Here is a 26,831-nt window from a genome sequence, read left to right on the forward strand (position 1 = left end):
TTCCTGTTAAAGGATTTAGTGCGTTTAAATTGAAAAAACCAGCTTAATGCTGGTTTTTTATTATTTAACGTTTTAAATCAAAAGCTCATTTTATGATGGGTTAAATCATATTCGCTACCATTACTCCTCGGCTTCTTATTCAATATAAAGTACTGAGTAAATTGTGTTTCACTCATTGCTGACACTTTTTCATTCGAAAGCAGCTCGGCTAGTTGCGGTGTGGTATTACTGTGCCCTATAACAACAACTACACCTTTTAGTTTTAGTAACTCTTTTTTTAAATCACTTAGCTCACCTGCGTTATACACATTTACGTCGGTATTAAAATATGTCTGCAAAGGGGCCGCTGTTTGTAACGTGCGTTTATAGTTACTGCTGAAAATATGTATATTTTGATACTCTTTGAAAAAAGTAACTAAATTATTTGCACGTGCCTTTCCCACCTCTGAGAGCGCTGGATTTTTGCCCGTTAACTTTTCGCTATGACGAAACAAATATATTTTATCCGGTGCCGCAAGCGCCAAACTACTATTAGATAATATGACTAAACAAGTGATTACTAATATTATTTTATTCATATTTTTTTACCCCGTTTGTACTCTAATAGCCTGTCGATAAATTCAGTCGTTAGTTCATTAATTACGCCGGTTTCAGCGTTAACTATTAAGCTAAAACCAATATTTAAATGAGGAAATACAACCAAATCACTTCTATACCCTTGCACCCAGCCACTATGATAATAAAGCGTTTCATCAGCATAGTTATAAACGCGCCAACCTAGCCCGTAATAAGCTTCGTTAAGGTGTTTTTTCCACACCCTACGATACATTTCTTTTTTTGTATTCGTATAAGGGCGTGTTTGTTTTGCGAGAGTATCCAATGACAAAACATCAGGGTATTGGCCCAGCTGCGCTTTTAGCCAAATAGCCATATCACTTGCGCTCGCATTTACACCGGCTGCTGGGCTCACTTTATAGTAATTTTTTTTAAGCTTAGCGCTATACCAACGTTTTTTACCACGCACGTGTGGTAGCGCGTAATTTTTGTCATTCGTCATTGATTCAAAGCCTAAGCTCGCATCATTCATTTTCAATGGCTCAAAAATAGCTTCTTTTAACCACTGTTTGTAACTTGTATCGGTGCTTTGTAATATCACATCACCTATAAGGCTAAACATAACGTTTTGATAGCCATAACATTCACCAGGTTTACAAATTGGTTTGACACTAAGTAGCTTTTCAACAATACCGGGGTAATCCATACGAGATTCAATTAAATTATCGTATGCATTAGGAACTAACCCGCTTGAATGACTTAAAAGATGAAACACCTTTAAATCATTTTCATATACAGTTCCTTTAAAATCAGGTATGTAATCACTAACAGGCTTATCTAACTCCAGTAGGCCGTTAGCAGCCAATTTAGCTGATAACGAGCCTGCAAATGTCTTAGAAACAGACGCAAGTCTAAAGCGGGTATGCTTATTAACTTTTTGTCCATTTCGTGTTTTAGTTACGCCCATAGTGTGGATGTAGTCTGAGTTGTTAATATTTACAATCGAAAGCGCTGCACCAGGTATACCTTTACTTTTTAATTTTTTTTGTGCGTAACGGCCGTACTTTTTTACAAATGCATCCCAATCAGGATCCGCTTTTGCTGCAAAACCCACAGAGCTAAACAACAAACACAAAGCAGGTAAGCTATACATTAAGGAGTTGAGATACTTCATTTTTATAAATTTTATCTTTTTAACCACATCTGCGCAGATAATATCATGAAGTTTTGTTTGGACTAACGTACAATACGACGATTATTTGGTTTTTAGCGGGTGTTTAGTACTTATGCGTTTTTTAGTTGTGTCACTTTTTATATTATTATCAACTGGTTGTGCTATTACAAAGCAGCCAGCCGAGCCATTGGCTATGCCGTTAAAGCCAACATTAAAAAGTCAGACCTATCAGCTTGAGTACACTACAGAGCACTCATCTCCAAAAGTTAAATCTGTGCAACTACCTGCACATAAAGTAGTTAGAAACCAGACAGTAAAAATCATTACCGATAAAGCGAGCGTGACCGATAAACTTCTATCGCAAATTAGCCAAGCACTGAATGATAAACAACTAAAAGTGACAACTAAAAATAACAGCGACTATACACTGACAATTCAGCAACTAGATTTAACTTTTACAGACGATACCAAGTACGCAATAAAGCAACCAGAGAATCCTTTTACTTTATATTCAAATGTTGCACAACAATATCCAACCCAGCAGTGCGCAGCTATGTTCGCACAAGTTAGTATGCGTCTTACGCACAAGTCATCGGGTGATGTTGTTTGGTTTGCTAAATCATCTATCGACAGTGCAAGTTTTCATCGCGAGCCGCTAATTTACAATTTTACCGAAGAGCAAAAAATAACTAATGAGCTTGAGGTTGTCGCTTTTGTTCATCAACAAAACACTGATGAAGCTCGCATTGAAAGACTTGGGAAAGACATTCAAATCCCTCAGTACAAAACGTTGTCAAAACTATCTAGCCTTACCAAACTTAGCGGTCCGTGTAACAGAACAGAAGTAAGTGCATTAACACCTATGATGCAGTTTTACTTGAGCAGTATATTAATCGATAAAATTAAAGTTCAGTAAATTAGGGTCTGTTAATCTTTACGGATTAAAATTTGTTCAAACTAGGGGCTATTTAATCGCGGCGCGAGATTTGTAACCTAGTGGGCTCAATAACTGCTCCTGCGTTATTCTACTGGCTTACATCCATGTAAGAATCAGTAAAAACCGAGCAACAAATAGTAAATAGCCCCTAGGAAGAACCCTTTGGGCAGCGCCTGTTTGGCATTAATGCTACGTTATCGCCCATTTATGGGGAATAGCCACACTGTATAGGCTCTGCCTTGCCTAAATACCAAACAGACTGCTGCAAATTTAACCTTGAAAGATCAACAGAGCTAACACTTACTACATTTTTTTACAGATTAAAGGAACGAATTAACAATATACTACGCTTAATAACAAATAATAATTAGGCCCTAAGGGATGAGAAACGCTTTGCTTAACCATACTTTACTGAGCATAACACTGCTTTTTTGCTGCATTTTTAGCACATCGAGTATGGCAAGTAACCGCTATTATGCAGATAATACGTTAGAGCCAACCCAAGGCTTTGCGTGGGATTGGAGTGCTGGTGCGGGCTTTTATATTGAAGATTCTTACCTTGTCGGCATTGAGTCTTACGACAAAGGCGTTGAGCTCGATTTAAGTCTTGCTGTTTCCTACGATAAATTTTACCTTGATTTCGATCACAATCAGCTCAGTGGCGGCCTTGTAATAGGCTACAGTCTTATAGATAAATTTGATTGGGGCCTAGATATATTAGGCACAAATACTCAAGCTGGATTTGACGAAAAAGGCCTAGGATTTTATAACCACGGTGTTATACAAGAACTCCAAGGTATAAAAAAACGTAATTACGACTTTGACGTCGGCCTTCGACTTTCTCGTCGATTTGAAAATTCTCAATTCTCTTTTGAATACCTTCATGATGTATCTGGCGCGCACAATGGCTGGGTTATAAACAGCTTTTTTAGTCACATTTTGCCATGGCGAAACTGGGAGTTTAGATCGGGTGTTGGCTTAAGCGCCTACTCTGCTGACTTTACTAATTATTATTTTGGCATTGATAGCGATGAAGCCACCAGCCTTCGCCCTATTTACAGCAGTAATGCCAGTACCAGTATTATTTTTGAGTTCCATGCTGAGTACCCAATAAGCCAAGATTGGGTGTTTTTATCCGGCTGGCTTACCACATGGTTTTCTAAAGAAATTGACGACAGCCCAATTATTTCCCAAGGATATCAACATAAAGCCAAGGTAGGCCTACGTTATGTATTTTAGATGGATCTGTGTATTACTGATCTTCCCCAGTACTTTTACTGTTAAAGCTCAGGAACCTCCTGAAGCACTCATAGCACTACCCGACACGTGCGTTGCACTTCGCGAAGGGCGAAATTGCTATGCTGACGTTACGCTAACGTGGGAGCAACCTATCATTGGTAATTACTGCCTACGTGACGCCACCTCAAAGTACATAATGCAATGTTGGCTCAAGCAACAGAGCGGTACTTTTAATTATGCATTTGATTCACAGCAAAGTATTTCATTTGAACTATTTGACAGCAATACATCTAAAATAATTAGTGTTGCCGAAGTAAAGCTTCAATGGGTATATCAAAACAGGCAAAAAAAGCGCCGCTGGCGACTATTTTAATACCAATCGCATTAAGGATATTTTCATGGATAACTACGGCACTATTTTACTCGTTGAAGACGATGTATCTCTTGCTCAATGGGTTGCTGAATATTTAACAGAGCAAGGCTACACAACGCATGTTTGTCACAGAGGTGACGAAGTAATTAGCCAAGTCAAAACATTAAATCCAAATATCGTGCTCCTAGATATTATGCTTCCAGGGCAAGATGGTATAAGCGTATGTAGAGAGCTTCGTAGTTTTTATAATTCGCCTATCATAATGCTCACTGCACGCGATGAAGAAATGGATGAAGTCATTGGTCTAGAAGTAGGTGCAAGCGACTACATAATGAAACCAGTGCGACCTCGTGCATTGCTAGCGCGTATAAAAGCAGCCCTTCGCCAAAAAAATGAGCCAAATACGCCACACGTTAACGAAAGTGTTATTAATGTTGGTGCGCTTAGTATTGATACTGAATCTAGAAATGTAAAACTTAACGAGCAAGACGTAAATATATCAAGTGCTGAATATTTACTGCTTCACTACCTTGCGAGTAACGCAGGGCAAGTAGTCTCTCGCGACGCTGTATTTAAAGCAACCAAAGGCAGAGAGTATGATGGGCTTGATAGAAGTGTTGATGTACTTATTTCTGCACTTCGTAAAAAGTTTAATGATGATCCACAAAACCCTGAAAAAATTAAAACCATTTGGGGCCGTGGATATTTACTTGTTTCTACTGCGTGGTAATAAAGTGATGAATAAATAAATGAAAAAGTTTTATATATCGCTTCTAGGCAGTGCACTTTTATCTATTGTGGTATTGGGCTGGCTTATTGATGCTTTTAGTCAACAAGCGCATACCCCACAGGATGAATTTAGTCAGCAAAGTAAAATGATCATGGGTTTTAGCAAGCAGTTAGCTAACATACCCACATCTGAGCGCAGCGATTATGTAAAACAACTGGCGCTAGAGTTTGATGTTTTAATTGATTACAAGCCTAATGAATCACTTGCTTTACCGCCTTCTTTATTATTACAAATGCATACGCCGGGTGGGCTGATTTTAGAAGATCAGCAAGGCTTTTATATGCTTTATAGCAGCGATGTTTTAAATCCTTTTCACTTATCAATGCGTTTAGATAAAATTTTTGATAGCGAGCAACATAACGACATTATATTAACCTTACTCTTTTACGCAGGCCTATGTGTATTTATGGGCTTTATTATTGCGCCCTTAGCTAAACGATTAACCGTGTTAAATGAAGCCGCTAAAAAGTTTGCCTCAGGTAATGTTCAAGCCCGCATAAAAGTATCGCATTTTACTTACATAAAAGACGTAGAGCTTACCTTTAATCGCATGGCCAGCCAAATAGAGAAGCTTGTCGCCGAAAACAAGCTAATGGCCTCAAGCTTATCTCATGATATACGCACCCCTATCGCGTGCCTGCGATTTGGTTTAGATGCAGCATTAGATAGCCATGATGAGCAAAAAATAAAACAGTATTTAACCCGTATGGAAAATGATTTAGACCATATGGAATCGATGCTTAGTAGCTATTTAGCATTTGCTACTTTAGAGCAAAATGCTAATAAGCTGACCTATTCATCAACAAACATTAAGTCCTACCTTGAAGATATTTTAGTGCAACTTGCACCTAAACTTGAAATGCAAATGCTTAGTGTACAGCTCAATAGTACCGATAAAATAATAAATGCAGATCTTCACTGGCTTGCTCGTGCAATTACCAATTTATTAACTAATGCCTCTGATTTCGCAAACCAACATATTTACTTAAGTGCGAAGTTACACGAACAACAGCTTATAATAACGGTAGAAGATGACGGCCCTGGCATAGCTCGGGAAAACTTTAGCAACGTATTTAGTCCATTTTTTAGAGAAGAGGCTCACCGTAACAGAGCTGATAAAAGTTACGGCCTTGGTCTAGCTATTGTTGAAAAAGTAGCCGACTGGCATCATGGCAGTGTTAAAGTTAGTAAAAGTACCCAGCTAGGTGGTGCGTGTTTTACTCTCACTATTGCACAGCATCACAATTCGTAAAGCAATAGTTACAGACTGTAATTAACAATTATTAAACAAAATCAACTCGTTATTTTAAACGACCCGATAACAACAATTAAAATCGATGGTTATAACACGCATTTACTTATTAAATTGTGCCAGATCAGCAAATAAGCACTTTTTATTTTTTAACATTTCCAGTAGATTGTCAGCGCCGTCACACAATAGAGAAGTACAATAATATGAGCGCAGTTAGAGGCGAGTTTAGCTCTCGCTTTGGTTTTATTATGGCCGCCGCGGGTTCTGCCGTTGGTTTGGGCAATATCTGGGGATTCCCTACACAAACAGCAAGTAATGGCGGTGCTGCATTTTTAGTCGCATATTTAGTGCTTGCGTTCTTTTTAGCCTACCCCGCTTTAATGGCTGAACTTATGATTGGTCGTCATGGCCAAGCAAACGCGGTTTCATCACTTCAAAAAATATCTAATAAGCCATGGCAAAAACACTTTGCCTTTATTGTTGGTTTTGGCGGTATTTTATGTGCTGGCTTTATATTAAGTTTTTACGCCATTGTTGCTGGTTGGATGCTCAGCGCTACAGCTGACCCCATAGCTACTCTTGTTGGTGCCAACACAGCATCGACATGGCTAAGTGAGCAATCACTTACCCGAAACATAATATTTACTCTCGTCTTTATCGTACTAACTGTCGCTATTATCAGTAGAGGCGTTGAGAATGGTATTGAAAAATGGTCGAAACGCTTAATGCCTGCTCTTTTAGGTATTTTATTTGCACTTATTGCATATGTAATGACCCAAGATGGCGCAATGGAAGGTTTAAAGGCTTACTTAGTTCCCGATTTTTCATCTATTTTTGACGCAAAATTATTAGTGAGTGCGCTAGGACAAGCTTTCTTCTCTTTATCGCTAGGTACTAGCGTAATGATTATTTATGGCTCGTACATTAGTAAAAAAGAAAACCTTGTTTCTTTAGGTGCCTATGTAACCCTTATTGATGTATTTATAGCTTTTGTAGCGGGTTTACTGATTATTCCGGCTATGTATGTAGCACAAGCTCAAGGCGTTGAAATATTCTCTGCCACAACAGGAAAACTACTCTCTGAAGATACGTTAGTGTTTCAGGTACTCCCTGCTTTATTTGATGGAATGGGCGAAGTTGGCTTATTTGTGGGCTTTTCATTTTTTGCGTTAATGAGTATTGCCGCTTTAACGTCATCTATTTCAATGTTAGAAGCGCCAGTATCATACACTGTAGAACGCTTTGGGATGAAACGCGTTCAGGCAACCTGGTTGATTGGAGCTTTAATTGCTATCGTTAGCATTACAATTGTGTGTAACCTTAGCAGCTTATTTGGCTTAGTGATTACTTTAACTACAAAAGTAGCTCAACCTTTGCTTGGCCTTATGTGTTGTATATTTGTAGGCTGGATTTGGTACAGAGGCTCATTACTTAAAGCAATTAAAGAAGGTAATCCTGAAGTTCATAACACATTGTTTTGGAAAGTATGGCCTTGGTATACCAAGTTTGTGTGCCCGCTTGCTATTGGTATGGTGTTTTTACACTCACTATTAAGCTAAATAATACCTTAACCTTAAATAGTCTTAAATTAAAATAGCCCACATTAGTGGGTTATTTTATATACGTCTAAATTTAATTTATTTAGTAAGTTTTAAAATCATATCTTGATGAAGGATACCGTCTTCTAGATATTCACTTTTATAATCCTCAAAGCCAAAAGAGCGGTAAAAATCAAGCAAGTAAGTTTGTGCACCTATATAAATATCTCGCTCAGGCCATTGTGCTTTACAGCAGTCTATAGCTTCAGTAATAAGTAAAGTAGCATATCCATTGCCACGGGCGCTTTCACTTACTAGCACGCGACCTATTGCGCTGTATTGTGCACTTTTTTCATAGCATCGCGCGTAAGTTTGTAGTTGCCCATGACTCAATGTATATAAATGCTGTGTATTTAAAGCAATGTCTACATCATCAAGTTCAGGGTAAGGGCACTCCTGCTCTACAACAAACACATCAACACGCCCGCGCATAATAGTAAAAAGAGTCTGTGTATCAAGAGCGTCAAACTGCTCACATTTAAACTGCATATCAAATCCTATAGGCAAAAAACCCAGCTTAGGCTGGGTTTATTAAAATCACTCGCTAGCTTAGTTAACTTATACTAAGTAAATAATCGCTCTAGCTGATCACACAGCTGCGATAAATTCACATGATCGTGCTCTATGGTCAAATCTACATAACCATCGCCTTTAAAGGCTCTGTCTAGCTCTATAAGCACATGTGTTTTATGTGCTTCTGGGACAAACGATAATTCAATCTCCTGAATGCCGAATAAGCTGCGGCTATTTGGTTTATATTCAAGTTCTTGATAGCATCCAGATAATGACTGAAAAGTCGAAGCGCGTAAGTGACCTTTTTCTACGTCAGCTTTCATTAAACTAAAACCTAACTTTTCCATCGCTTGCATACACGTTTTAACCGCTTCATTAGGGTAAATGTGTAAATGGTCCTTATCTATTGGGTCAAGTGCTAAGTCTATATCTAGGCCTGTTTCAAGCCACACATGAGATTGATTATAACCTGCATTAATTTCTGTAATAGGAGTTTCAGAATGAAGACGCGCTTCAAAAGGGATATTTTTAACTTCGCCTGGCTCAATTGTACCTATATCTGTAATTCGCCATTGCTCAATCACATGATTCGTAAAATAATCGCCATTATCACCTGCAACTTTAACACGAGTCATTAATAATAAATCTAAACCTGAAATATCTTGGCTCACATCACCTGCAGTAATGACTATTTGTGCGTTAAAAAGTTGACCTGGTTGTAGGTGTTCAGTTTCTAAAATAGTGTCTACCTTTGCAGCACCAATACCTACCGACGCTAAAATCTTTTTAAACATATATCTCTCCTTAAGCTGAGCGGCTGTATTATTTGCTCCGGCTTAAACTTCTTCGTTATCGCATCTTAACCATATTTAAAAGCTAATGTCAGTGAAAAAGTGTTATTTACATAGTATTTACTATTAAATAGGTGTTTAATGCCCGTTTTTTATACGCAGCTGGACAAGTAATTGATTAGACGCGTTCATTTTTAGGTCTATTTATATTTTCAATGGTATAAATTTTTCGTTACACTGCAACACCAAATGAAGTGATATTAAGAATTATGGAACTAATCTATTTTGCTGCCGCGTTTGTTTGTGGTTTTGCTGTTTATCAGTTAAAACTACCTCCTCTAATTGGGTTTTTACTTGCAGGTTTTGCTTTAAATTTATCGGGTTATAAAAGTACAGAGTTGCTCGATACAATTGCAGCCCTAGGGGTTACTCTTCTTCTTTTTAGTATTGGCTTGAAACTTAAAGTTAACAGTTTAATTAAACCTCAAGTTTGGGCGCCTGCAACATTGCATATCATTTTTAGCAGCGCGTTATTTAGTGGCTTTATGCTTCTGCTTGGCGTTTTCGCCATTCCACTATTTGTTGATTTAAGTTGGCAAAGTGCTTTATTGGTTGGATTTGCACTTAGTTTTTCAAGCACTGTATTTGCAGTAAAAGTACTTGAAGAGCGCGGAGAAATGGCAAGCCTACACGGCAAAATAGCCATTGGAATATTGGTAATGCAGGATATCTTTGCAGTAATATTTTTAGCTATTAGCACCGGTAAAATCCCTAATTTGTGGGCTATTGCATTAATAATTGCTTTGCCTTTATTACGACCTGTAATGTATGGCGTGTTGAACCGATCTAAACATGGTGAACTATTACCATTGTTTGGTTTTTTCTTTGCGCTAGTTGCTGGTTATCATGCATTTGAATTTGCAGGCCTAAAAGGCGATTTAGGTGCACTAGTAATAGGAATGATGTTTGCCCCTCATAAAAAGGCTGGCGAGCTATCAAAATCTCTACTTAATTTAAAGGACATATTGCTAGTTGGCTTTTTCTTAAGTATTGGTTTAAGCGCAGAGCTAACCACTAACTCCTTGATTGTTGCCATTATACTTATTTTAGTATTACCCATTAAAATAGCGCTTTACTATGTGTTCACTAATATATTCAAATTACGTGCGCGTACATCATTACTTACCGCTTTTAGCTTATCTAACTACAGTGAGTTTGGATTAATTGTATGCGCAGTGGCTGCGACTACAGGCATGATCACCTCTGAGTGGCTAGCTGTAATGGCAATTGCTGTTTCTATTACATTCATAATTGCTTCCCCATTAAATAAACGCTCAAATGAGTTGTATGTAAAAATAGAGCACTGGTTATTAAAGTTTGAAAGTAAAACTCGTTTAGCTGAAGAGCTACCCGTTAACCTTAATGATACGAAAATAGTCATTTTTGGGATGGGACGTATTGGTACTGGTGCTTATGAAACGATCAACGCGACTCACCCAAATGTTGTTGCAGGCATAGATATAAAGCCAGAGGTGGTAGACAAGCACGTTAACAGAGGCCGCAACGTCTTAATTGCAGATGCAACCGACCCTGACTTTTGGCAACGAGTAAATCACTCACAAGTAGAAATGGTTATGCTTGCAATGCCAAAGCATATGCAAAATATTTTTGCTTTAGAGCAATTACAGGCCTCAGGTTATAAAGGCCAAGTAACAGCTATTGCAAACTACCCGGATCAACAAAAAGAGCTTGAAGAAATGGGTGTGCATTCTACTTATAACTTTTATTTAGAAGCCGGTAGTGGTTTTGCAGAGCACGTAAAACAAGAGCTATTTAACGAATAGTCCTCTTTTGTATCGTTTATAAATAACAAAGCCTTAAATTCATTAAGGCTTTGTTATTAGTTTTTAAATAAAAAGCAATTCTATTTACATTCCTTTACAAGCCAATTCTCTATAGCAATAAAAAACAGGTAAACTAGCTGTGTTGGTTAAATAAGAACCCATGTTCTAATAATAACTTAATTAGATCCCAGCTAATTAAAGTTCAACTAGGTTTATATTAATTAACATAAAACTATTAAATCAGAGGGCCTACTCCCTCGCAAAATAGGCTGTTTCTTGCCCGTCACAGCCTATTTTATATCTCTAAAATCCCTTACACTTACCCTGACTTTAAATACCTAAGTAATCTTTATGGATCCAAAACAATTAAAAATAGCGATAAATACTACAATGCCGTTTGGAAAATATGCAGGACGGCCATTGTTGTTACTGCCAGAACCTTATTTAGTGTGGTTTAACAAGCAAGGGTTTCCCGATTCAAAGCTAGGTAGCCAACTTGCAATGATGTACGAAGTAAAACTAAATGGCCTTGAACAAATGCTAATGCCATTACTTGAAAAAAATAAAAATAGTTGAGAACTTTTTTAAGCACTTGCGGTCTATTGTATTGCTACTTGTTGATTTTGGTTTTTAACCGCAAAAAAAGCGCCTCAAGGCGCTTTTTTTATGTCTTTAATTTGAGGGGTAAATATACAATAAATTTAGCACCACCTAAGCTTGAGCTTTCTGCTTTACACTCTCCTTGGTGCCACGACACAATTTTAGCAACTATGGCGAGCCCTAAACCAAAACCACCGGTATCCTTACCTCTACTTTTATCGAGTCGAGTAAAAGGTTTAAATACATTTTCTCGCTCAGCGGGATCTATCCCTTCACCATCATCTTCAACAATCAATACGATGTGTTTTGTCTCTTGTAGCAATGAAATTTTGACTTGCTTATGGGTGTATTTGAGCGCATTGCCAATTAAATTTTGAAATACTCGCGCCATAAAGTGACTATCACAGTAATAATTTAAATGCTCAGGGAGGTTTACGGAAAGCGTTGTTCGGGCTTCAAAGTTTAGCTTTTCAACAGTTGTTTTTACCAGCCCAGCTAAGTCACAGTTTATTGGCTGTAAACTAGGTTGTTGAGAGTCTAATCGCGCATATTCAAGCATTTCAGAAACTAGTGACTCAAGCTCGCTAATGTCTGTTTGCATGTTTGTTAGGTATTTCTCACCTTTTTCATCAAGCATTTGTTCTTGCAGCATTACAATTGCAAACTTTAAACGTGCTAGTGGTGTTCTAAACTCATGCGACACCGATGAGGTAAGTTCTTGCTGCGCACTAAGTAAAAACTCAATACGTTGCTGCATTACCTTTAATGTATCAGTAATAGGTAAAAAGAAAGACTTAGAAGAGTCGTTTAGTTGAAAGTCTTGCAAACCCTCCACCGCTTCACACGCTTTACGTAGCTTTGCAAAATCGCGCCATAGTAAAAAGCTCCACAGCCCAACAGGTATACCTACAATAATAAGGAGTAATAAATAGGGCCAAACAGAAGATGATTGCTGCGTTAATACACCTACCGGCCCTACTTGAAGTAATGAGTCATTACCGAGATCTACATACCAAACAATGCGCTGTTGCTTATCGTATAAGTATAAGTAGTGGTTTTGGTTAAGCTGCGATTGTTGTTTTTGAGGAAGTATTAAATCACGTCGTTCAATTACTTTACTATCAAAGTTATGCTTTAGTTTTTTAAGACCGTTAGGAGTTTGTGAGAGCAACCATAGTGATTGCCCAAACTCATCGTCTAAGAAAACTTGCTGTTGCGACTCTTCATAAGGCCACAACTGCTCTATAACACCACTTACTACAAACAAAGAAACGATGATGTATAAGTATAAGCTGGTAAACAGTTTTCCCATTAAAGCCGACTAACCTTAAATAGTTCTAGAGATCCCACGCATCAGAAACAAATAAATAACCTTGTCCCCATACAGTTTTTATACGATACGGCTTATCGCTGTTATCGCCTAATTTTTTACGAATGCGTGATACGCGTACATCCACAGTTCTATCAAGTCCATCATATTGGCGGCCAATCATATGTTGGTGCACGTGTTCTCGACTTAGTACTTCACCCGCATTTGACGCTAACAGCCATAGTAACTCAAACTCGTGCGAAGTTAATACAATCTCTGAATCACTTAGTTTTACAATACGACTTGTTTTATCAATGACTAAATCACCAAACTGGAGCTCTTCACTTGATTTTACTATAGGTTGTCCACGACGCAGTAATGCATTGATTCGCGCTAGTAATACACGTGGCTCTGCTGGTTTTATTACATAATCATCAGCGCCCAGCTCTAAGCCAAGTACTTGGTCGAAATCCTCACCTTTAGCAGTCAACATTAAAATTGGTAGAGTAAATTTATCTCTTACTTGGCGGCAAACGCTAAAGCCATCTTTACCCGGCAGCATAACATCTAAAATCATTAAATCGGGTGTATTATTCTCTAGGTAATTAAACACTTCGTCACCGCGGTCTAACACATCGACTTCAAGGCCATTATGTTCAAGGTAATCTTTTGTTAGTTGTTGTAAACCTAGATCATCTTCAACAAGTAAAATTTTTGGCATTAGTTGCTCCTAAATTAAAAAAAGCTCCACGGAGAGCGAAGCCTACGCCTATTTTTTTTAGCATGGGCGCTTTGTACTTCAACTTGTGTCTTAGCTAATAACACACCCGTATGAGGATTGATTAAGGAGTATATGGTCTCCACCTGAACACGCGCTTTATAATTAAATTGCCCAGAAAGTTGTTGCTCCCAGCATTGAAGCAGTCGCTCTTGCTGATACAAACAGACATCACTATAGGCGTTTAATTGCCACTCAAATTGTAAATCAAGATCGCAAAAACCCTGCTGTTCAGAGACGACGCAGACTTTTGGAGAAACGCTAAAAAAAGGGGTTTGTGCCACACTAAAACCACTAAAAAAAGTGGTAATAAACACAACTAATATTGAATACTTCATATTAAAAAGTACGATCGAATCCTATAAATGCAGTCATTGAATAAGTACGTTCAAAGAGCGGACTGCCATCCATAGCCGAATAGTCGTAATATGCTACATGAAAACGAAGAGAGTCAGCCTTACTCAGTGGCCAACGGGCGTCGATTTTAGCATAAGGTTGCCAACTACTACCAACGTCTATTTTGCCAAATTGAGTTTCACCCTCATTAAGTCCATAAAAATAGCTATTTAGTTCCGCAGATTTATAGTTTATTCCAAGTGTTGGCTTTATTTTGAGCTTTCCTATCACAGTATGATACTGCCACTGCAATGCTGCGCGTACACCTCGATAAACATCGGTTATATCATGCAGGGCCTGAACCGAAAAAACTTGGTCCTCATTTACATAATGATATGCAATACCCGCATCCAGTGCAATTTGCCGTTTATGTAAATTATCAATATCAACATAGCGAGTGGACGAGGCTTCATCTTGCATTACGAACTGATTGTTGAGGGCACTACTTTGTAGTGTAAATATATTTTTAGGGTGCCAGTCTATAAAAAAGCGTGACTCAGAATTGAGTTCACCAACTAGATTAAAGTGATGCTTAGGGGTTTGCAAAAATGAATAACCAAGACGGCCATTATCAAAAAACCATTGCTCTGCATAAAACGCAATTTGTGGAATAAGCACGAGCGGAATATTATCTCCACCATGCAAAGGGTTGGTTATAACTCCAGCCCCCACGCTTAAACTCAAATGCAGACGGTCGGTTATTATGTCTTGCTCTGAATAATCGTCAGCTTGCTTGCTTGCCTGTGTTGCTTGCACCGAAAGGCAAACAAATAAAGTGCTAAAACATAGAGCTGTTAATAATAAGAAGGCATACCGCATCAGCGTAAATCAAAGTATTAAAATAAGAGAGTTCCCCATACTAGCAAGGTCTTTTTAAACTAGCTCTAGCTGGTTACAATTATTCACAATTTGTATACAAAAATGTTAACTTTTATGTTTCTGCAGGCTATTTATCTTTCGGAAGTTATACTTTGAGATACTTAGAAAATCAGATGCTGCGATGAAATACAGATATCTAAATAAAGGCAGCTAGGAACTAACGCGTTACAGCCAGCTTTATTACCCATGAAACCTAATAGTTTAACGAGATTGATATTTGATAAAAAACTCAAATTAAGTGACTTTAAACCTGATAAATAAACACCAGATACTTATTAAATATCTGGAGCTATTTCTATTCGGTTTCGTCCATGTGTTTTAGCGATATATAAAGCTCTATCTGCTCGCTCAACTAAAACGGAGCTATTGGTAAATGGGCGTAAAATTGCTAAACCAAAACTTGCTGAAATAGCTCGTTTTGCAGTTACATCATGCTTTTTACGAATCACCAGTTTTGCAATTGCTAAACGAATACAATCGGCAAACGCTATTATATCGTTAATAGTGTCAAAGTAGGCTGTTATGCAAAACTCCTCGCCACCATATCTATACACGTTTGCAGCTTCCGTTGTATTCTCTCTCACTTTTTTAGCAACTAACCTAAGTACTTCGTCACCCTTTTGATGGCCAAAATCATCGTTAAAGCGCTTAAAGTGATCAATATCAAACATAATAAGGACAGCAAGAGAGTCTTCTTGCGCTTGCTCTGAATATTCAAAGCAAAAATTTACAATATCAGAATCAAACTTACCTCGGTTATAAAAACCCGTAAGTGTATCGGTATCGGCTGCTTCTTTTGAAATATTGAGTGCTTCTTTTAAGTCTTTTATTTCATTGTAGGCAACGGCTAATTTAGTTTGAAATTCGCGAGCATAATCTTGCATTGCAATAGAATCGTCGGTTAAACGCTCAACACAACCTAATATCTCATTGTAAGAATTTACATCAACAAGCATATTTAATTCATTTTGAGAGTCAACCAAACTCGTCGTAAAGCTTTTGGAGTGATCAAGCGTGGTACTTATATCTTGCTGAACTTGCTCCATAGTTGTATGAAATTTTTCAGTCATTTCTTGAAAAAAAACGAGATCGTCTTGCGTTAAATGTTTGTCAAATATCTCTTTTGCTTTGTCTTGTGAACATGTTTGTTGCTGAGCAATAACGTGGTCTAACTCAGCATTTAGTGACGGTTTGTTTCCTTGAATATAACAGTACCAAATTGCATAGTTGATGGGAGTAACCGGCATTCGGTATTTTACCATCAAAGGAATCGCCTTTTTCAGGCATTGGGCAGAATGAGCAAGTGATACAGCGTGGTTCATAAATAAACTCTCAAGCGTCATTGTTTTTATTATTAGCGCTCAATGTTAAGTAATAGTAAACTTATACGCAACCTATATTCATACTATTTAACTAACTTGCTTATTCTCTGCGCGCATTAAATCGCTTTTGCATCTAAAGTTTGCGCAATATTCCACAAAGCGCTGATTGCAGGGTCATTTAACTCTTTCCTTAATACAGCCAAGCCAATATCAAACCCATCAGGAGCTTGCATTTTTGGTGTTAGTATTTGTACTTTATCTTGCAGCGGGCTGTTATCTAGCACTATTTTAGGAACCATTGCGACACCTAATCCTAAGCTCACCATAGATACCATCGCTTCGTGCCCAGCAACTTGTGCGTAAATTTTCCCGTGAATATTATTTTTGCGCCACCAGTGTTCTAACCTTTGGCGAGAAAAACCTTGTTCTGGCACAATAAATTCTAAATCAGACCAATTAATGTCATCACCATTCTGCGTTAGTTTTTGTGTGATCGGGCATTGAATTTTTGGTCCAATTAATAAAAGTGGTGAATGCCCTATATCTACAAAAGCAATTTGTGCCGGTAACTTATTTGGCTTAGCTGCAATTGCCATTAATTCATGTCCATCTAACACGCGGTTTATAGCAAGTGCAGGGTCGCCTGTATTTAATGTTATTTCTATATACTGATGCTGCGCACGTAGTTGCTCTAATATTTGATGTAAAAAACTATAAGATGCAGTAACCGAGCAATAAATACTTACTTTGCCGTAAATATGTTGTTGCGGGTCTTTTACATTCGTTTTAAAACGCTGCCAGTTAGCAAGCGTCGCTGTGGCGTAATCAATAAACGACTCACCTTCACGCGTTAATTTAACACTGCGGTTATCGCGTACAAATAATGCAACACCTACCTCTTCTTCCAAGTGTTTTATATTGCGGCTCAAAGTGGGCGCGCTTATGTGACAAAGTTCGCTTGCGCGCCCAAAGTGGAGTGTTTTAGCCAGCGCTAAAAAGTAGTTTAAATGTTTATGATCCATGTCAAACCCAGTATTTCATATTATGAAACACTTTAATTCAAATATATCATTTTACGCAAGCAACGATTTTACATATGGTGTTTGTAAGCGCAATAAACTTTGCGCATCTAACAAACATGACTTTATAGGACACTAACAATGGCGAATTATTTCAATACCTTACCTTTACGCGAGCAATTAGCGCAATTAGCGCAATGTGAATTTATGGACGCAGGCGAATTTGCCGATGGCGTTGACGCACTTAAAGGTAAAAAACTAGTTATTGTAGGCTGTGGCGCACAAGGTTTAAACCAAGGCTTAAACTTACGTGACTCTGGTTTAGATGTTTCTTACACATTACGTGCTTCAGCTATTTCTGAGCGTCGCCAATCATTTTTAAATGCGTCTGAAAACGGCTTTACTGTTGGTACTTATGAAGAATTAATTCCTACCGCTGACGTAGTACTTAACTTAACGCCAGATAAACAACATACCGCTGTAGTAAGTGCAATTATGCCACTTATGAAAAAAGACTCTACACTTGCTTACTCTCATGGTTTTAATATCGTTGAAGAAGGCATGCAAGTACGTGAAGACATTACTGTAATCATGGTTGCACCTAAGTGTCCTGGTTCTGAAGTACGTGAAGAATACAAGCGCGGTTTTGGTGTACCAACTCTGATCGCAGTTCACCCAGAAAATGACCCTCAAGGTCTTGGTTTAGCACAAGCTAAAGCGTATGCAGCGGGTACGGGTGGTCATCGCGCAGGTGTACTTAAATCATCATTTATTGCTGAAGTTAAGTCTGACCTAATGGGCGAACAAACCATTTTATGTGGCATGTTACAAACTGGCTCTATTTTATGTTTTGATAAAATGATAGAAAAAGGCGTTGATGCGGGTTACGCATCAAAACTAATTCAATATGGTTGGGAAGTAATTACCGAAGCACTTAAGTACGGCGGCGTTACAAACATGCTTGACCGCCTTTCAAACCCTGCAAAAGTAAAAGCGTTTGAACTAAGTGAAGAGCTAAAACTAATTATGCGTCCACTTTATAATAAGCATCAAGATGACATCATCGACGGCACTTTCTCACGCACTATGATGGAAGACTGGAATAACGATGACGTAAACTTACTTAAATGGCGTAGCGAAACAGCAGAAACTAACTTTGAAAAGACTCCTGCTGGCGATGTAGAAATCTCAGAACAAGAATTTTTTGATAACGGTATTTTAATGGTAGCAATGGTTAAAGCGGGTGTTGAACTTGCATTTGAAACCATGACAGCAGCTGGCATTATCGAAGAGTCAGCTTACTACGAGTCATTACACGAAACGCCATTAATCGCCAATACGATTGCGCGTAAAAAGCTTTTTGAAATGAACCGTACTATCTCTGATACTGCAGAATACGGCTGTTATTTATACAACCATGCATGTTTACCATTACTTGCTGATTTTATGAAAAACGTTGATACAGACATCATTGGTAAAGGCCTTGGCGAGCACAGTAACCAAGTTGATAACCAAACATTAATTCAAATCAATGCCGCACTGCGTGAACACCCTGTTGAAAAAGTAGGTGCTAAATTACGTGGCTACATGTCAGCAATGAAAAAAATTGTTTAATCCTAAACAATAAAAGTTTCGCTTGTTAGAAACCAAGCCCGTATGCTTTTTGCATGTGGGCTTTTTTATGCTTGTTAATAAAACTTTAACCAATCCGGTATATCTTTGCCTATTCTGCTTAGCCAATATTTAGTTCCAAATAAATAATGTGCTAATATGTTTTTCTATTTAGTTGTAAAATTAATTAATATCATGACGATAAAAAATCTTTCGATCACTCAAAAAATCACAGCTTTAGGCAGTGTTATTGCTATATGCGTAGCCGCACTGATTGGTTTGACTTCCCTACACAGCTCAGAGGATATTATCGAGCGACGTATGATTGAGTCAGAGCTTCCTAGTAAACTGCAAACAATCAGCAATCACATAGGCGGTGAAATCAACGAGTTACTCGGTGCTGCTCAGCAACTATCATCAAACGAATTTATTTTACAATGGGCTCAATCAAACAACCAAGACGATACATTACTATTAAAAGAATTAAATCGCGTTGCTCAGCAATACGATTTAGCCACAGCATCTTGGGCAAATAGAGACACTGCAAAGTACTGGAACCAGAATGGTTTTTTGCGTGTGTTAAAAAACGATGCAGCCGATGGCTGGTTCTTTGCTTTTAAGCAATCAAAACAACCCTACTCTATCAGTATTTATCAAGAGTCAGCCAATGATGTGAAAATGTTTGTAAATCATCAGCAGGCTAATGGTACTGGTTTAGCAGGTCTTGCAAAAAGCATCACTGATATGCAAAAGCTATTACAGCAATTTAAAATTGAGCAAACAGGCTTTGTATTTATTGCAGATAAGAGTGGATTGATTCAGCTTCATAAAGATGCAAGTAAAGTAGCTAAAGCAAATATTGATGATTTATATACTGCAAATATTCACAGCCAACTATTTAATAGTAATAGCTTTGCACTAGAAGAAATCAATTTAAATGGTGAACCGACACTCGTTGCTGCTATGCCTATTAAAAACACCGACTTATATGTTGTAGCCCAAGTGCCAAAAAGTGAAGTTTTCGCAAGCGTAAATACCCTGCAATGGCAAATATTTACTTTTACGGTAATTACAGCATTGGTTGCCAGTTTAATCAGTTACTTGCTTGCTCGCTCACTTTCATCTCCACTTTCTAAAATGGCTGAGTTATTTTCACGCTTAGGCTCAGGCGATGCAAATTTAGCATATCGCTTACCAGAATCGAGCCAACCAGAGCTTAACAATCTAAGTAATGGCTTCAATCAGTTTATTAATAAAATAGAGGTAGCTATTACTCAGGTTGCCAGCGAAAGCCACGATATTCGTCAAAGTTCTGATCATGTATTTGAACAAGCAAAACGAAACTCTCAAGCAATAGACAACCAAAAAGAGCAAACAATATCTGTCGCAGCAGCAATCAACGAAATGGGCGCTACAGTACAAGAAATAGCGCAAAGCGCAGCAAATACAGCAAAGTTAACTGATAACAGCCGCGAAAACACCATTCAAAGTCACAAACAAGTGCTCCAAAGCCAAGCAACTATATCAGCCCTTGCCAGCGATATTGATGGCATAACAGAGCAAGTTACTTTGCTTTCTAAAAAAACGGTTGATATAGCAAGTATTGTTGACTCAATTAGAGGCATATCGGATCAAACTAACCTGCTTGCTTTAAATGCTGCAATTGAATCTGCTCGCGCTGGTGAACACGGGCGCGGTTTCGCTGTTGTTGCTGATGAAGTACGTGCACTGGCAAACCGCACATCGCAATCAACCACCGAAATTCAATCTATGATTGAAGAACTTACAAGAATATCTGAAGATGTAGTTAACGATATTGGTCAATCGAAAGATAAAGCACAGCAAAGCGTTGGTGCTATGCAAAACTCAGTAGAGTTACTTGATACGATAACCGAAACAGCCAATCAAATTAACGATATGGCTACGCTCATTGCGACTGCAACTGAGCAGCAAAGTAACGTGGTTGCCGATGTAAGTCGTAATATTGAGCAAATTAGCGAAATTAGCGATAAAGCAATGAGCGAGCAAATCAATACAGAGCAAGCTATTAGAGACTTAGCAAACAGCGCACAAACACTTGATGCACTTGTAGCGACCTTTGAAAAACACCGCTAAGTAGTAAGTAGCTATAAAACTGTATGTTTACCGTGAGCAAAGACTATAATCAAATGTAGTTTTTGCTCACAGCGAATATGCTTAATTTGAACAAGTTAAGCGCTTTCAATTACGCCGCTATTAAATGCTAAAACGTACGCTTCCTTTTTGGCCCTGGAGAGCTTTTTTAATTGATATTCAAGCTTACTTGCTTCACTTTTGTTGCCCACTTGTTGTTGATGAATAAGTAAAAGCGGCCCTTTGCCTCTAAGGTTTTTAGCCCCTTTCCCTGCTTGATGAGTTGCAAAGCGTTTTTCAACATTAGTCGTGATCCCTGTGTACCAATGACCAAATCGTGTTTCAACTATATATAAAAACCAAGTAGACTCAGCTTTTAAAATATTCGTTTCAATGTGTTGTAAACTTTTTTCATTATTAGTGGTCAAAACATTACCTTAACGCCCTTAACATAAAACAATTGCTTAAAAGGGTTTTACCTTCAGTGACTAATCGGTATCATGCAGATTATAAAAAATAAGGATCACAACTAACAATGCAGTCGTTAAAAACTTTTTCTCTTTGGCTTATCGTTGCTTTAACACTTAGCTCAGCAGCAGGTTGCTCTAGCTGGGTATACCGAATTAACATCCCGCAAGGCAACTTTTTAGAGCAATCGGATGTTGAAAAACTTCGTGTAAATATGACCCGAGAGCAAGTTATTTATGTATTAGGTAGACCTATTGCCGAGGACGCCTTTGATAACAATACTTGGCGCTATATTTACAGCTTTAATAAAGGCCGTAAAAACGAACAAAATAAAGAGTTAGTAATAAACTTTGAAAATGAAAAGTTAGTTTCAATCTCAGGTGATTATGATCAACCTGAAAACTTTACTACACCGCTAGAGCAATAAACGTCTCAAGTAGTAAAAAAGGTGAGCATGGCTCACCTTTTTTATTGGTTTACTTAAAAAGCTTTACCATTTTAACCACGTTAGCGTGTGATTTAATCTGTTAAACGGTTCGAGGTTTATGCCAATTGGTATTACTTCTCGAGTGGGCGACCACCCGTTATTTTATTTGCACGCCCCTCTTCTTTTGCTTTTTCTGCACGTTTTCTGCGAGCATCTTTAGGGTCTGCAATTAATGGCCGGTATATTTCTATACGATCACCGTCTTTTAATTCATAGTTAGCTTTTACAGTTCGATTCCACACACCTAACGTTAGCGATGTGGCATCAATTTCCGGACACTTTTCTATAATACCTGACTGAATAACAGCTTGCTCTACTGTAGTCCCTTGTGGCACTTCAATTGATAAACACGTGGCTGTGGTCGGTAATGCAAAGACTACCTCAACATTAATCATACTCGCGCTCCATAAACCAGTTTTGCACGTTGAGTAAATGCACTCACCATATTTTTTGCTACATCGTTAAAAATCTTTCCAAAGGCAAGCTCTATTAACTTACTTGAAAATTCAAACTCGAGGTGCAAATGAACCTTACATGCTTTGGCGTCAAGCTCTTGAAAATGCCAGCGCCCTTTTAACGTCTTAAACGGACCATCAACAAGGCGTAGTAACACGGTTTGTTCATCAACAAAGGTGTTTTCGGTGGTAAACCACTTTTTTATACCCGCCTTAGATATTTCTAAACTCGCGGTCATGTTATTATCGTGCTGTGAAACAATTTTTGAATCTGAGCAATTTGGTAAAAACTGTGAATAAGCTTCTACATCATTAACTAGATCAAACATCTCTTTAGTGCTGTACATAACCAGCGCACTTTTTTCTATTTGTGGCATACTCACTCCCAACTGTGTGGGCGAATTTTAGCAAGCTTTGCGCGTTTCCCCAAATTTTCATGCTGCTTAAATTAAAGCTAAATTTTTAAAAGCATTATTAAAAAAATCGATGTAAAACATCTCACATTACGTATATTATAGGGCACTATGGCTAAGAAAAATTCATCAAAATCGACAAGTAATACCATCGCGCTAAACAAAAAAGCGCGACATGAGTATTTTTTACACGATAAGTTTGAAGCAGGTATTGAACTACAAGGCTGGGAAGTTAAAAGTATCCGAGCTGGTAAAGTAAATATCACAGAAACTTATATTCATCTTAAAAATGGCGAAGCATTTTTACTTGGCAGTCAGATTCAGCCACTTATTAGTGCCTCGACCCATGTAATTTGCGACCCGCTACGTTATCGTAAATTGCTATTAAGCAGACGCGAACTTGACCGTTTATTCGGTGCTACAGAGCGCGATGGCTATTCTTTAATAGCTACAGCGATGTACTGGAAAAACTGCTGGGTAAAACTTGAGTTTCATCTAGCAAAGGGTAAAAAGCTACACGACAAACGCGAAGACGGTAAAGATAAAGACTGGTCGCGTGAAAAAGAACGCTTAATGAAGCATAAAGCATAAATAAAAACGCCTAATTTATTAGGCGTTTTTAATTTCACCTATATAAAAACTCAAATAATACCAGCTCGCTCAATGAAGTAATCTACTTTGAAATAAGAAAATTGTATCGATAACAAGACAAAACTTGTTATACCAATCTGCTTATATATGGGGTCTATTTAACGTTAAGAAAATTACGCTAGAACTAGGCAAAAATTTTTATATCTAGTTGTTCTAAATAAAAAATTTTTAACGACGTTATAGTGCAATTTAATTCGTTAAATTGATCAAAGATTTATGCAGGCTGGTATTACTTAGCCATTCTCAGCTATTGCTCCAGCATTACCCTACCTCCTGTATCTACACAGTCGTAAATCAGAAAGTTTCAATGCCTTTAGCATCAGCTTCCCCTCTCAAATTAAAAGCAGATAAAACAAAATTTTTAATTTATAGAAATAAATTATTACAAATTACTTTGATCATTAGCAATTCCACACATGGCTTCATCTAGCTATATAACAATTATTAAGTCTATGTCCTATTCACGCTTAGTTTCACCTAGAAAAAGTGTAAATAAGGTTATAAAACCCACAAAAAAGCATTGAAACTAATACTTAAATCACAAATTAAGCTAATTGCTAACACTTAAGTTACATGATATTAATACCCGCGCTTGTTAAGCAAATAATTTTATAATATATCAACAAGGACTTAAGGATGAAGCAATCAACTGCATTTACACCAAGCATTATTGTGGGCGCAACACTCGCATTATCAGCAGGTTTTACAACAACGGCTTACGCAGCTGAAGAAGCTAAAAAAGTAGAGCGAATTCAGGTTACTGGTTCTCGTATTAAGCGAACTGATATTGAAGGGCCTTCTCCGGTGCAATCAATCGGTAGAGCTGAAATCGAAAACATGGGTTACGATAACTTGCAGCAGCTTCTAGAAAGAATGCCTGTAGCAGGTAGCGGTACTTTCTCTACTCGTGGTAACAACCAAGATTCAACCGCTAACGGTTCAGCTGCAGTAAGCTTACGTGGCTTAGGAGCCGATGCAACACTCGTACTGATCAATGGCCGCCGTGTATCAATTAGTGCCTTTGCTGAAGGGATCACCAACTCATTTGTAGATATAAACAGTATCCCTGTTTCTGCTATTGAGCGCATAGATATACTCAAAGATGGCGCATCAGCAATCTACGGCTCAGATGCAGTAGCGGGTGTAGTTAACGTTATTTTAAAGAAAGATATTGATGGTGTTGAGATTAACCTAGGCTATGGCGGTACGGATGGTCCAAGTTATGAAGAAACAACAGCAAGCCTAGTTTGGGGTACTACAAGCGAAAAAAGTAGTGCATCTGTTATTATCGATTACTTTAAAAACACATCTCTTTCTTCTGATGAAATGGGCAGCCTTGGCACTGCAAACCAAGCACCTTATGGTGGTGAAGATTTCCGTTCATCTCGTGGTTTCCCGGGCTACTTTTACGTAGATGGCGTTAAAACAATCGACCCTACCTGTCCTGCTGAAAATGCAACTTCAAGTGGTAGCTGCTTATTTGATTACGGCCCATATGGATATGTTGCCCCAGCATCTGAGCGTATAGGCGCTATTTCACAATTTGAATACCGCTTTGATAACGGCATTACTGGCTTTTTAGAAATGGCTGTTCAGCATAATAGCTCTGTCGCTGCTGGTGCACCAACACCACTTGATGAAGATGCAGGCCTTACTGTACCCGCTAGTCATCCAAACAATCCATTTGGTGAAGATATTCAAATTGGTCGCTACCGTACAGTAGATGCTGGTGCTCGCCAATGGGACATTGAGTCAGATACCTTACGCTTTGTTGCGGGGTTGAAGGGCGAAATAAACGATTGGAGCTGGGAGACTGCGATACAAAAAGGTCGCAGTAAATCACTACAAACTGGCGATCGTACACAAGGCTGGGTACGCACCGATTTCTTACAACAAGAAATTGATGCCGGTAACTATAATCCATTCGGTGGCACATATAACGACCCTGCTGTAATTGACAGAATCACAACCAGCTTAGTACGTCGCGGTGAGTCTCATATGACCTCTTTTGACGCAAACATTACAGGTGAAGCGTTTAGTTTTGGTGGCGAAGCTGTAATGATGGCCGCCGGTATTGAGTACCGTGAAGAAGATGTAAATGATATCCCTGATGATCAATTTCAACGTGGCTTAATATTTGGTACTGAATCAGTATCAGCTTCTGCTGATCGTGAACAATACGCTGCATATGTTGAATTCTCGATCCCGCTTGCTGAAAACCTCGAACTACAATTAGCAGGTCGTTACGATGATTATAGCGACTTTGGTACAACAACAAATCCAAAAATAGCTCTGCGCTGGGCACCAACTGACGAAGTAACTGTTCGTGGTTCTTGGGCGCAAGGCTTTAGAGCGCCTTCGCTAGCGCAAATAGGCTTAGGTCCGTCGCAAAAAAGCCAATTCTTTGTTGATACGCAGCGCTGTGAACAAACGGGATTAGATTGCCAAGCACTTGATTACAACATTGAGTTCTCTGGTAACCCTGATTTACAAGCAGAAGAGTCAGAATCATGGAACGTGGGCGTTATCTGGGCACCTACAGCTGAGTTTGGTTTAAGTGTTGATGTATGGAGTATTACTCAAGATAACAAAATCGATGAAGAAGAATTTGGTCCTATTTATGCAGCAGAATGCGGTAACCAAAATAGTACTGTATGTGTTCGTTTAGCCCCTACAGGCGGTGCAAGCTTAGGCACAATACAAAAAATACACAGCACATTTAAAAATTTATCATCGCAGGAAGTATCTGGTGTTGATGTTTCAGCAAACTATAACCACTCTCTTGATGACTTAGGTTTACTTAAATTCAATCTAGAGTGGGCATATCAAGATAAGTTTGAAAAAGATGGTCGTGATTACACCGGTGAATATGGCTACCCAGAGCATCGCTTTATTTTCTCAACCAACTGGGAAATTGGTGAGTTTAACACCAACGTAAATATCAGTTATGTAGGTGAATTTGAAGATACACCTGATATCGACTTTGATGGCAATTTAGACTTTGATAGCAATACTTCACGTATGATTGACTCGCAAACGCTTGTTGATTTACAAACGTCGTACCGTATTACTGAGTCAGCTAAAATATCTTTAGGTGTTAATAACTTATTTGATGAAGAGCCACCATTTGCAATTGGTGATGGCGATGGCGATTTATACGGTTATGCATCAGCTGTGCATAACCCTCGTGGCCGCTACTTGTACACTAAAGTAAGCTTTTCTTTCTAAATAAAAGACACAAAAAAACCGCCAATTGGCGGTTTTT

Annotated in this window: 26 protein-coding genes; 13 read left to right on the forward strand and 13 right to left on the reverse strand. The window is 38.3% G+C overall.

Going from position 1 to position 26,831, the window contains the following annotated elements; all coding sequences use genetic code 11:
• Positions 1-77 precede the first annotated feature (77 nt).
• Together WNY79_RS11765 and WNY79_RS11770 are read right to left on the reverse strand one after the other, a co-directional pair.
• A complete protein-coding gene (locus WNY79_RS11765) occupies positions 78-578 on the reverse strand; it encodes a histidine phosphatase family protein (RefSeq protein ID WP_342875938.1) in 501 nt (166 codons plus the stop codon).
• Positions 575-1,729, reverse strand: a complete 1,155-nt coding sequence (locus WNY79_RS11770; protein WP_342875939.1) for a serine hydrolase domain-containing protein — start codon at positions 1,727-1,729, stop codon at positions 575-577. The genes WNY79_RS11765 and WNY79_RS11770 overlap by 4 nt, the downstream gene beginning before the upstream one ends.
• A 112-nt stretch (positions 1,730-1,841) precedes the next feature.
• Between WNY79_RS11770 and WNY79_RS11775 the strand changes: the two genes are divergently transcribed.
• The 6 genes from WNY79_RS11775 (at position 1,842) to WNY79_RS11800 (ending at position 7,879) form a co-directional block, all read left to right on the forward strand.
• Positions 1,842-2,645, forward strand: a complete 804-nt coding sequence (locus tag WNY79_RS11775) for a hypothetical protein (protein ID WP_024597864.1) — start codon at positions 1,842-1,844, stop codon at positions 2,643-2,645.
• A gap of 477 nt (positions 2,646-3,122) precedes the next feature.
• Entirely contained in the window at positions 3,123-3,905 is a 783-nt protein-coding gene (locus WNY79_RS11780; RefSeq protein WP_259365611.1) for a MipA/OmpV family protein, read from the forward strand.
• On the forward strand, positions 3,895-4,278 hold the full coding sequence (locus WNY79_RS11785; protein WP_024599162.1) for a DUF3019 domain-containing protein: 384 nt from the start codon (positions 3,895-3,897) through the stop codon (positions 4,276-4,278). Before WNY79_RS11780 ends, WNY79_RS11785 begins: the two co-directional genes overlap by 11 nt.
• Before the next feature lie 25 nt (positions 4,279-4,303).
• A complete protein-coding gene (locus WNY79_RS11790) occupies positions 4,304-5,008 on the forward strand; it encodes a response regulator transcription factor (RefSeq protein ID WP_024599163.1) in 705 nt (234 codons plus the stop codon).
• Between the two features lie 19 nt (positions 5,009-5,027).
• Positions 5,028-6,320, forward strand: a complete 1,293-nt coding sequence (locus tag WNY79_RS11795) for an ATP-binding protein (RefSeq protein WP_024599164.1) — start codon at positions 5,028-5,030, stop codon at positions 6,318-6,320.
• Positions 6,321-6,523: 203 nt separating this feature from the next.
• The gene (locus WNY79_RS11800) at positions 6,524-7,879 is read left to right on the forward strand and encodes a sodium-dependent transporter (RefSeq protein ID WP_024599165.1); all 1,356 of its coding nucleotides are present in this window, start codon (positions 6,524-6,526) and stop codon (positions 7,877-7,879) included.
• A gap of 78 nt (positions 7,880-7,957) precedes the next feature.
• Here WNY79_RS11800 and WNY79_RS11805 read toward each other — a convergent pair whose 3' ends face one another.
• Together WNY79_RS11805 and WNY79_RS11810 are read right to left on the reverse strand one after the other, a co-directional pair.
• The gene (locus WNY79_RS11805; protein ID WP_342875940.1) at positions 7,958-8,407 is read right to left on the reverse strand and encodes a GNAT family N-acetyltransferase; all 450 of its coding nucleotides are present in this window, start codon (positions 8,405-8,407) and stop codon (positions 7,958-7,960) included.
• Positions 8,408-8,481: 74 nt separating this feature from the next.
• On the reverse strand, positions 8,482-9,225 hold the full coding sequence (locus WNY79_RS11810) for a sporulation protein (protein ID WP_076924491.1): 744 nt from the start codon (positions 9,223-9,225) through the stop codon (positions 8,482-8,484).
• Positions 9,226-9,491: 266 nt separating this feature from the next.
• Between WNY79_RS11810 and WNY79_RS11815 the strand changes: the two genes are divergently transcribed.
• Positions 9,492-11,066, forward strand: a complete 1,575-nt coding sequence (locus tag WNY79_RS11815; RefSeq protein ID WP_024599168.1) for a cation:proton antiporter family protein — start codon at positions 9,492-9,494, stop codon at positions 11,064-11,066.
• Positions 11,067-11,417: 351 nt separating this feature from the next.
• Positions 11,418-11,642 carry a DUF3820 family protein gene (locus WNY79_RS11820; protein ID WP_024599169.1) on the forward strand — a complete coding sequence of 75 codons (225 nt, stop codon included), beginning with the start codon at positions 11,418-11,420 and terminating at the stop codon, positions 11,640-11,642.
• 88 nt (positions 11,643-11,730) lie between these two features.
• On the opposite strand, the gene WNY79_RS11825 is transcribed toward WNY79_RS11820, so the two are convergent.
• The 6 genes from WNY79_RS11825 to ilvY form a co-directional block, all read right to left on the reverse strand.
• On the reverse strand, positions 11,731-12,978 hold the full coding sequence (locus tag WNY79_RS11825; RefSeq protein ID WP_076924493.1) for an ATP-binding protein: 1,248 nt from the start codon (positions 12,976-12,978) through the stop codon (positions 11,731-11,733).
• Positions 12,979-13,003: 25 nt separating this feature from the next.
• A complete protein-coding gene (locus WNY79_RS11830) occupies positions 13,004-13,696 on the reverse strand; it encodes a response regulator (protein WP_076924494.1) in 693 nt (230 codons plus the stop codon).
• Positions 13,697-13,710: 14 nt separating this feature from the next.
• A complete protein-coding gene (locus tag WNY79_RS11835) occupies positions 13,711-14,091 on the reverse strand; it encodes a DUF3019 domain-containing protein (protein ID WP_342875941.1) in 381 nt (126 codons plus the stop codon).
• A gap of 1 nt (position 14,092) precedes the next feature.
• The gene (locus WNY79_RS11840; RefSeq protein WP_342875942.1) at positions 14,093-14,905 is read right to left on the reverse strand and encodes a MipA/OmpV family protein; all 813 of its coding nucleotides are present in this window, start codon (positions 14,903-14,905) and stop codon (positions 14,093-14,095) included.
• Between the two features lie 398 nt (positions 14,906-15,303).
• A complete protein-coding gene (locus WNY79_RS11845) occupies positions 15,304-16,350 on the reverse strand; it encodes a GGDEF domain-containing protein (protein ID WP_197185681.1) in 1,047 nt (348 codons plus the stop codon).
• Positions 16,351-16,466: 116 nt separating this feature from the next.
• Positions 16,467-17,372, reverse strand: coding sequence for an HTH-type transcriptional activator IlvY (gene ilvY / locus WNY79_RS11850; RefSeq protein ID WP_007584128.1), 906 nt, complete (start codon positions 17,370-17,372; stop codon positions 16,467-16,469).
• Positions 17,373-17,510: 138 nt separating this feature from the next.
• Between ilvY and ilvC the strand changes: the two genes are divergently transcribed.
• On the forward strand, positions 17,511-18,983 hold the full coding sequence (gene ilvC, locus WNY79_RS11855) for a ketol-acid reductoisomerase (RefSeq protein WP_024599175.1): 1,473 nt from the start codon (positions 17,511-17,513) through the stop codon (positions 18,981-18,983).
• Positions 18,984-19,175: 192 nt separating this feature from the next.
• The gene (locus WNY79_RS11860; protein WP_342875943.1) at positions 19,176-21,095 is read left to right on the forward strand and encodes a methyl-accepting chemotaxis protein; all 1,920 of its coding nucleotides are present in this window, start codon (positions 19,176-19,178) and stop codon (positions 21,093-21,095) included.
• Positions 21,096-21,190: 95 nt separating this feature from the next.
• On the opposite strand, the gene WNY79_RS11865 is transcribed toward WNY79_RS11860, so the two are convergent.
• On the reverse strand, positions 21,191-21,520 hold the full coding sequence (locus WNY79_RS11865; RefSeq protein WP_197185684.1) for a GIY-YIG nuclease family protein: 330 nt from the start codon (positions 21,518-21,520) through the stop codon (positions 21,191-21,193).
• Between the two features lie 107 nt (positions 21,521-21,627).
• On the opposite strand from WNY79_RS11865, the gene bamE reads away from it, so the two are divergent.
• Entirely contained in the window at positions 21,628-21,987 is a 360-nt protein-coding gene (gene bamE, locus WNY79_RS11870) for an outer membrane protein assembly factor BamE (protein WP_170071853.1), read from the forward strand.
• A gap of 131 nt (positions 21,988-22,118) precedes the next feature.
• On the opposite strand, the gene WNY79_RS11875 is transcribed toward bamE, so the two are convergent.
• Positions 22,119-22,442, reverse strand: a complete 324-nt coding sequence (locus tag WNY79_RS11875; protein WP_007584122.1) for an RnfH family protein — start codon at positions 22,440-22,442, stop codon at positions 22,119-22,121.
• The gene (locus WNY79_RS11880; protein WP_342875944.1) at positions 22,439-22,879 is read right to left on the reverse strand and encodes a type II toxin-antitoxin system RatA family toxin; all 441 of its coding nucleotides are present in this window, start codon (positions 22,877-22,879) and stop codon (positions 22,439-22,441) included. Before WNY79_RS11880 ends, WNY79_RS11875 begins: the two co-directional genes overlap by 4 nt.
• Positions 22,880-23,026: 147 nt before the next feature.
• Between WNY79_RS11880 and smpB the strand changes: the two genes are divergently transcribed.
• Both smpB and WNY79_RS11890 read left to right on the forward strand, forming a co-directional pair.
• Positions 23,027-23,506 carry an SsrA-binding protein SmpB gene (gene smpB / locus WNY79_RS11885; RefSeq protein WP_024599180.1) on the forward strand — a complete coding sequence of 160 codons (480 nt, stop codon included), beginning with the start codon at positions 23,027-23,029 and terminating at the stop codon, positions 23,504-23,506.
• Between the two features lie 696 nt (positions 23,507-24,202).
• Positions 24,203-26,794 carry a TonB-dependent receptor gene (locus WNY79_RS11890; protein ID WP_342875945.1) on the forward strand — a complete coding sequence of 864 codons (2,592 nt, stop codon included), beginning with the start codon at positions 24,203-24,205 and terminating at the stop codon, positions 26,792-26,794.
• Positions 26,795-26,831: the final 37 nt, after the last annotated feature.

The organism is Pseudoalteromonas sp. AS84 (assembly GCF_038900255.1).
In the GTDB taxonomy this organism is placed as follows: Bacteria; Pseudomonadota; Gammaproteobacteria; order Enterobacterales; family Alteromonadaceae; genus Pseudoalteromonas.

What these genes read in the sequence shown, in the direction of transcription:
- WNY79_RS11765 (WP_342875938.1), bottom strand. Translation starts at nt 578, where the DNA reads ATGAATAAAATAATATTAGTAATCACTTGTTTAGTCATATTATCTAAT.
- WNY79_RS11770 (WP_342875939.1), bottom strand. Translation starts at nt 1,729, where the DNA reads ATGAAGTATCTCAACTCCTTAATGTATAGCTTACCTGCTTTGTGTTTG.
- WNY79_RS11775 (WP_024597864.1), top strand. Translation starts at nt 1,842, where the DNA reads ATGCGTTTTTTAGTTGTGTCACTTTTTATATTATTATCAACTGGTTGT.
- WNY79_RS11780 (WP_259365611.1), top strand. Translation starts at nt 3,123, where the DNA reads ATGGCAAGTAACCGCTATTATGCAGATAATACGTTAGAGCCAACCCAA.
- WNY79_RS11785 (WP_024599162.1), top strand. Translation starts at nt 3,895, where the DNA reads ATGTATTTTAGATGGATCTGTGTATTACTGATCTTCCCCAGTACTTTT.
- WNY79_RS11790 (WP_024599163.1), top strand. Translation starts at nt 4,304, where the DNA reads ATGGATAACTACGGCACTATTTTACTCGTTGAAGACGATGTATCTCTT.
- WNY79_RS11795 (WP_024599164.1), top strand. Translation starts at nt 5,028, where the DNA reads ATGAAAAAGTTTTATATATCGCTTCTAGGCAGTGCACTTTTATCTATT.
- WNY79_RS11800 (WP_024599165.1), top strand. Translation starts at nt 6,524, where the DNA reads ATGAGCGCAGTTAGAGGCGAGTTTAGCTCTCGCTTTGGTTTTATTATG.
- WNY79_RS11805 (WP_342875940.1), bottom strand. Translation starts at nt 8,407, where the DNA reads ATGCAGTTTAAATGTGAGCAGTTTGACGCTCTTGATACACAGACTCTT.
- WNY79_RS11810 (WP_076924491.1), bottom strand. Translation starts at nt 9,225, where the DNA reads ATGTTTAAAAAGATTTTAGCGTCGGTAGGTATTGGTGCTGCAAAGGTA.
- WNY79_RS11815 (WP_024599168.1), top strand. Translation starts at nt 9,492, where the DNA reads ATGGAACTAATCTATTTTGCTGCCGCGTTTGTTTGTGGTTTTGCTGTT.
- WNY79_RS11820 (WP_024599169.1), top strand. Translation starts at nt 11,418, where the DNA reads ATGGATCCAAAACAATTAAAAATAGCGATAAATACTACAATGCCGTTT.
- WNY79_RS11825 (WP_076924493.1), bottom strand. Translation starts at nt 12,978, where the DNA reads ATGGGAAAACTGTTTACCAGCTTATACTTATACATCATCGTTTCTTTG.
- WNY79_RS11830 (WP_076924494.1), bottom strand. Translation starts at nt 13,696, where the DNA reads ATGCCAAAAATTTTACTTGTTGAAGATGATCTAGGTTTACAACAACTA.
- WNY79_RS11835 (WP_342875941.1), bottom strand. Translation starts at nt 14,091, where the DNA reads ATGAAGTATTCAATATTAGTTGTGTTTATTACCACTTTTTTTAGTGGT.
- WNY79_RS11845 (WP_197185681.1), bottom strand. Translation starts at nt 16,350, where the DNA reads ATGAACCACGCTGTATCACTTGCTCATTCTGCCCAATGCCTGAAAAAG.
- ilvY (WP_007584128.1), bottom strand. Translation starts at nt 17,372, where the DNA reads ATGGATCATAAACATTTAAACTACTTTTTAGCGCTGGCTAAAACACTC.
- ilvC (WP_024599175.1), top strand. Translation starts at nt 17,511, where the DNA reads ATGGCGAATTATTTCAATACCTTACCTTTACGCGAGCAATTAGCGCAA.
- WNY79_RS11860 (WP_342875943.1), top strand. Translation starts at nt 19,176, where the DNA reads ATGACGATAAAAAATCTTTCGATCACTCAAAAAATCACAGCTTTAGGC.
- bamE (WP_170071853.1), top strand. Translation starts at nt 21,628, where the DNA reads ATGCAGTCGTTAAAAACTTTTTCTCTTTGGCTTATCGTTGCTTTAACA.
- WNY79_RS11875 (WP_007584122.1), bottom strand. Translation starts at nt 22,442, where the DNA reads ATGATTAATGTTGAGGTAGTCTTTGCATTACCGACCACAGCCACGTGT.
- WNY79_RS11880 (WP_342875944.1), bottom strand. Translation starts at nt 22,879, where the DNA reads ATGCCACAAATAGAAAAAAGTGCGCTGGTTATGTACAGCACTAAAGAG.
- smpB (WP_024599180.1), top strand. Translation starts at nt 23,027, where the DNA reads ATGGCTAAGAAAAATTCATCAAAATCGACAAGTAATACCATCGCGCTA.
- WNY79_RS11890 (WP_342875945.1), top strand. Translation starts at nt 24,203, where the DNA reads ATGAAGCAATCAACTGCATTTACACCAAGCATTATTGTGGGCGCAACA.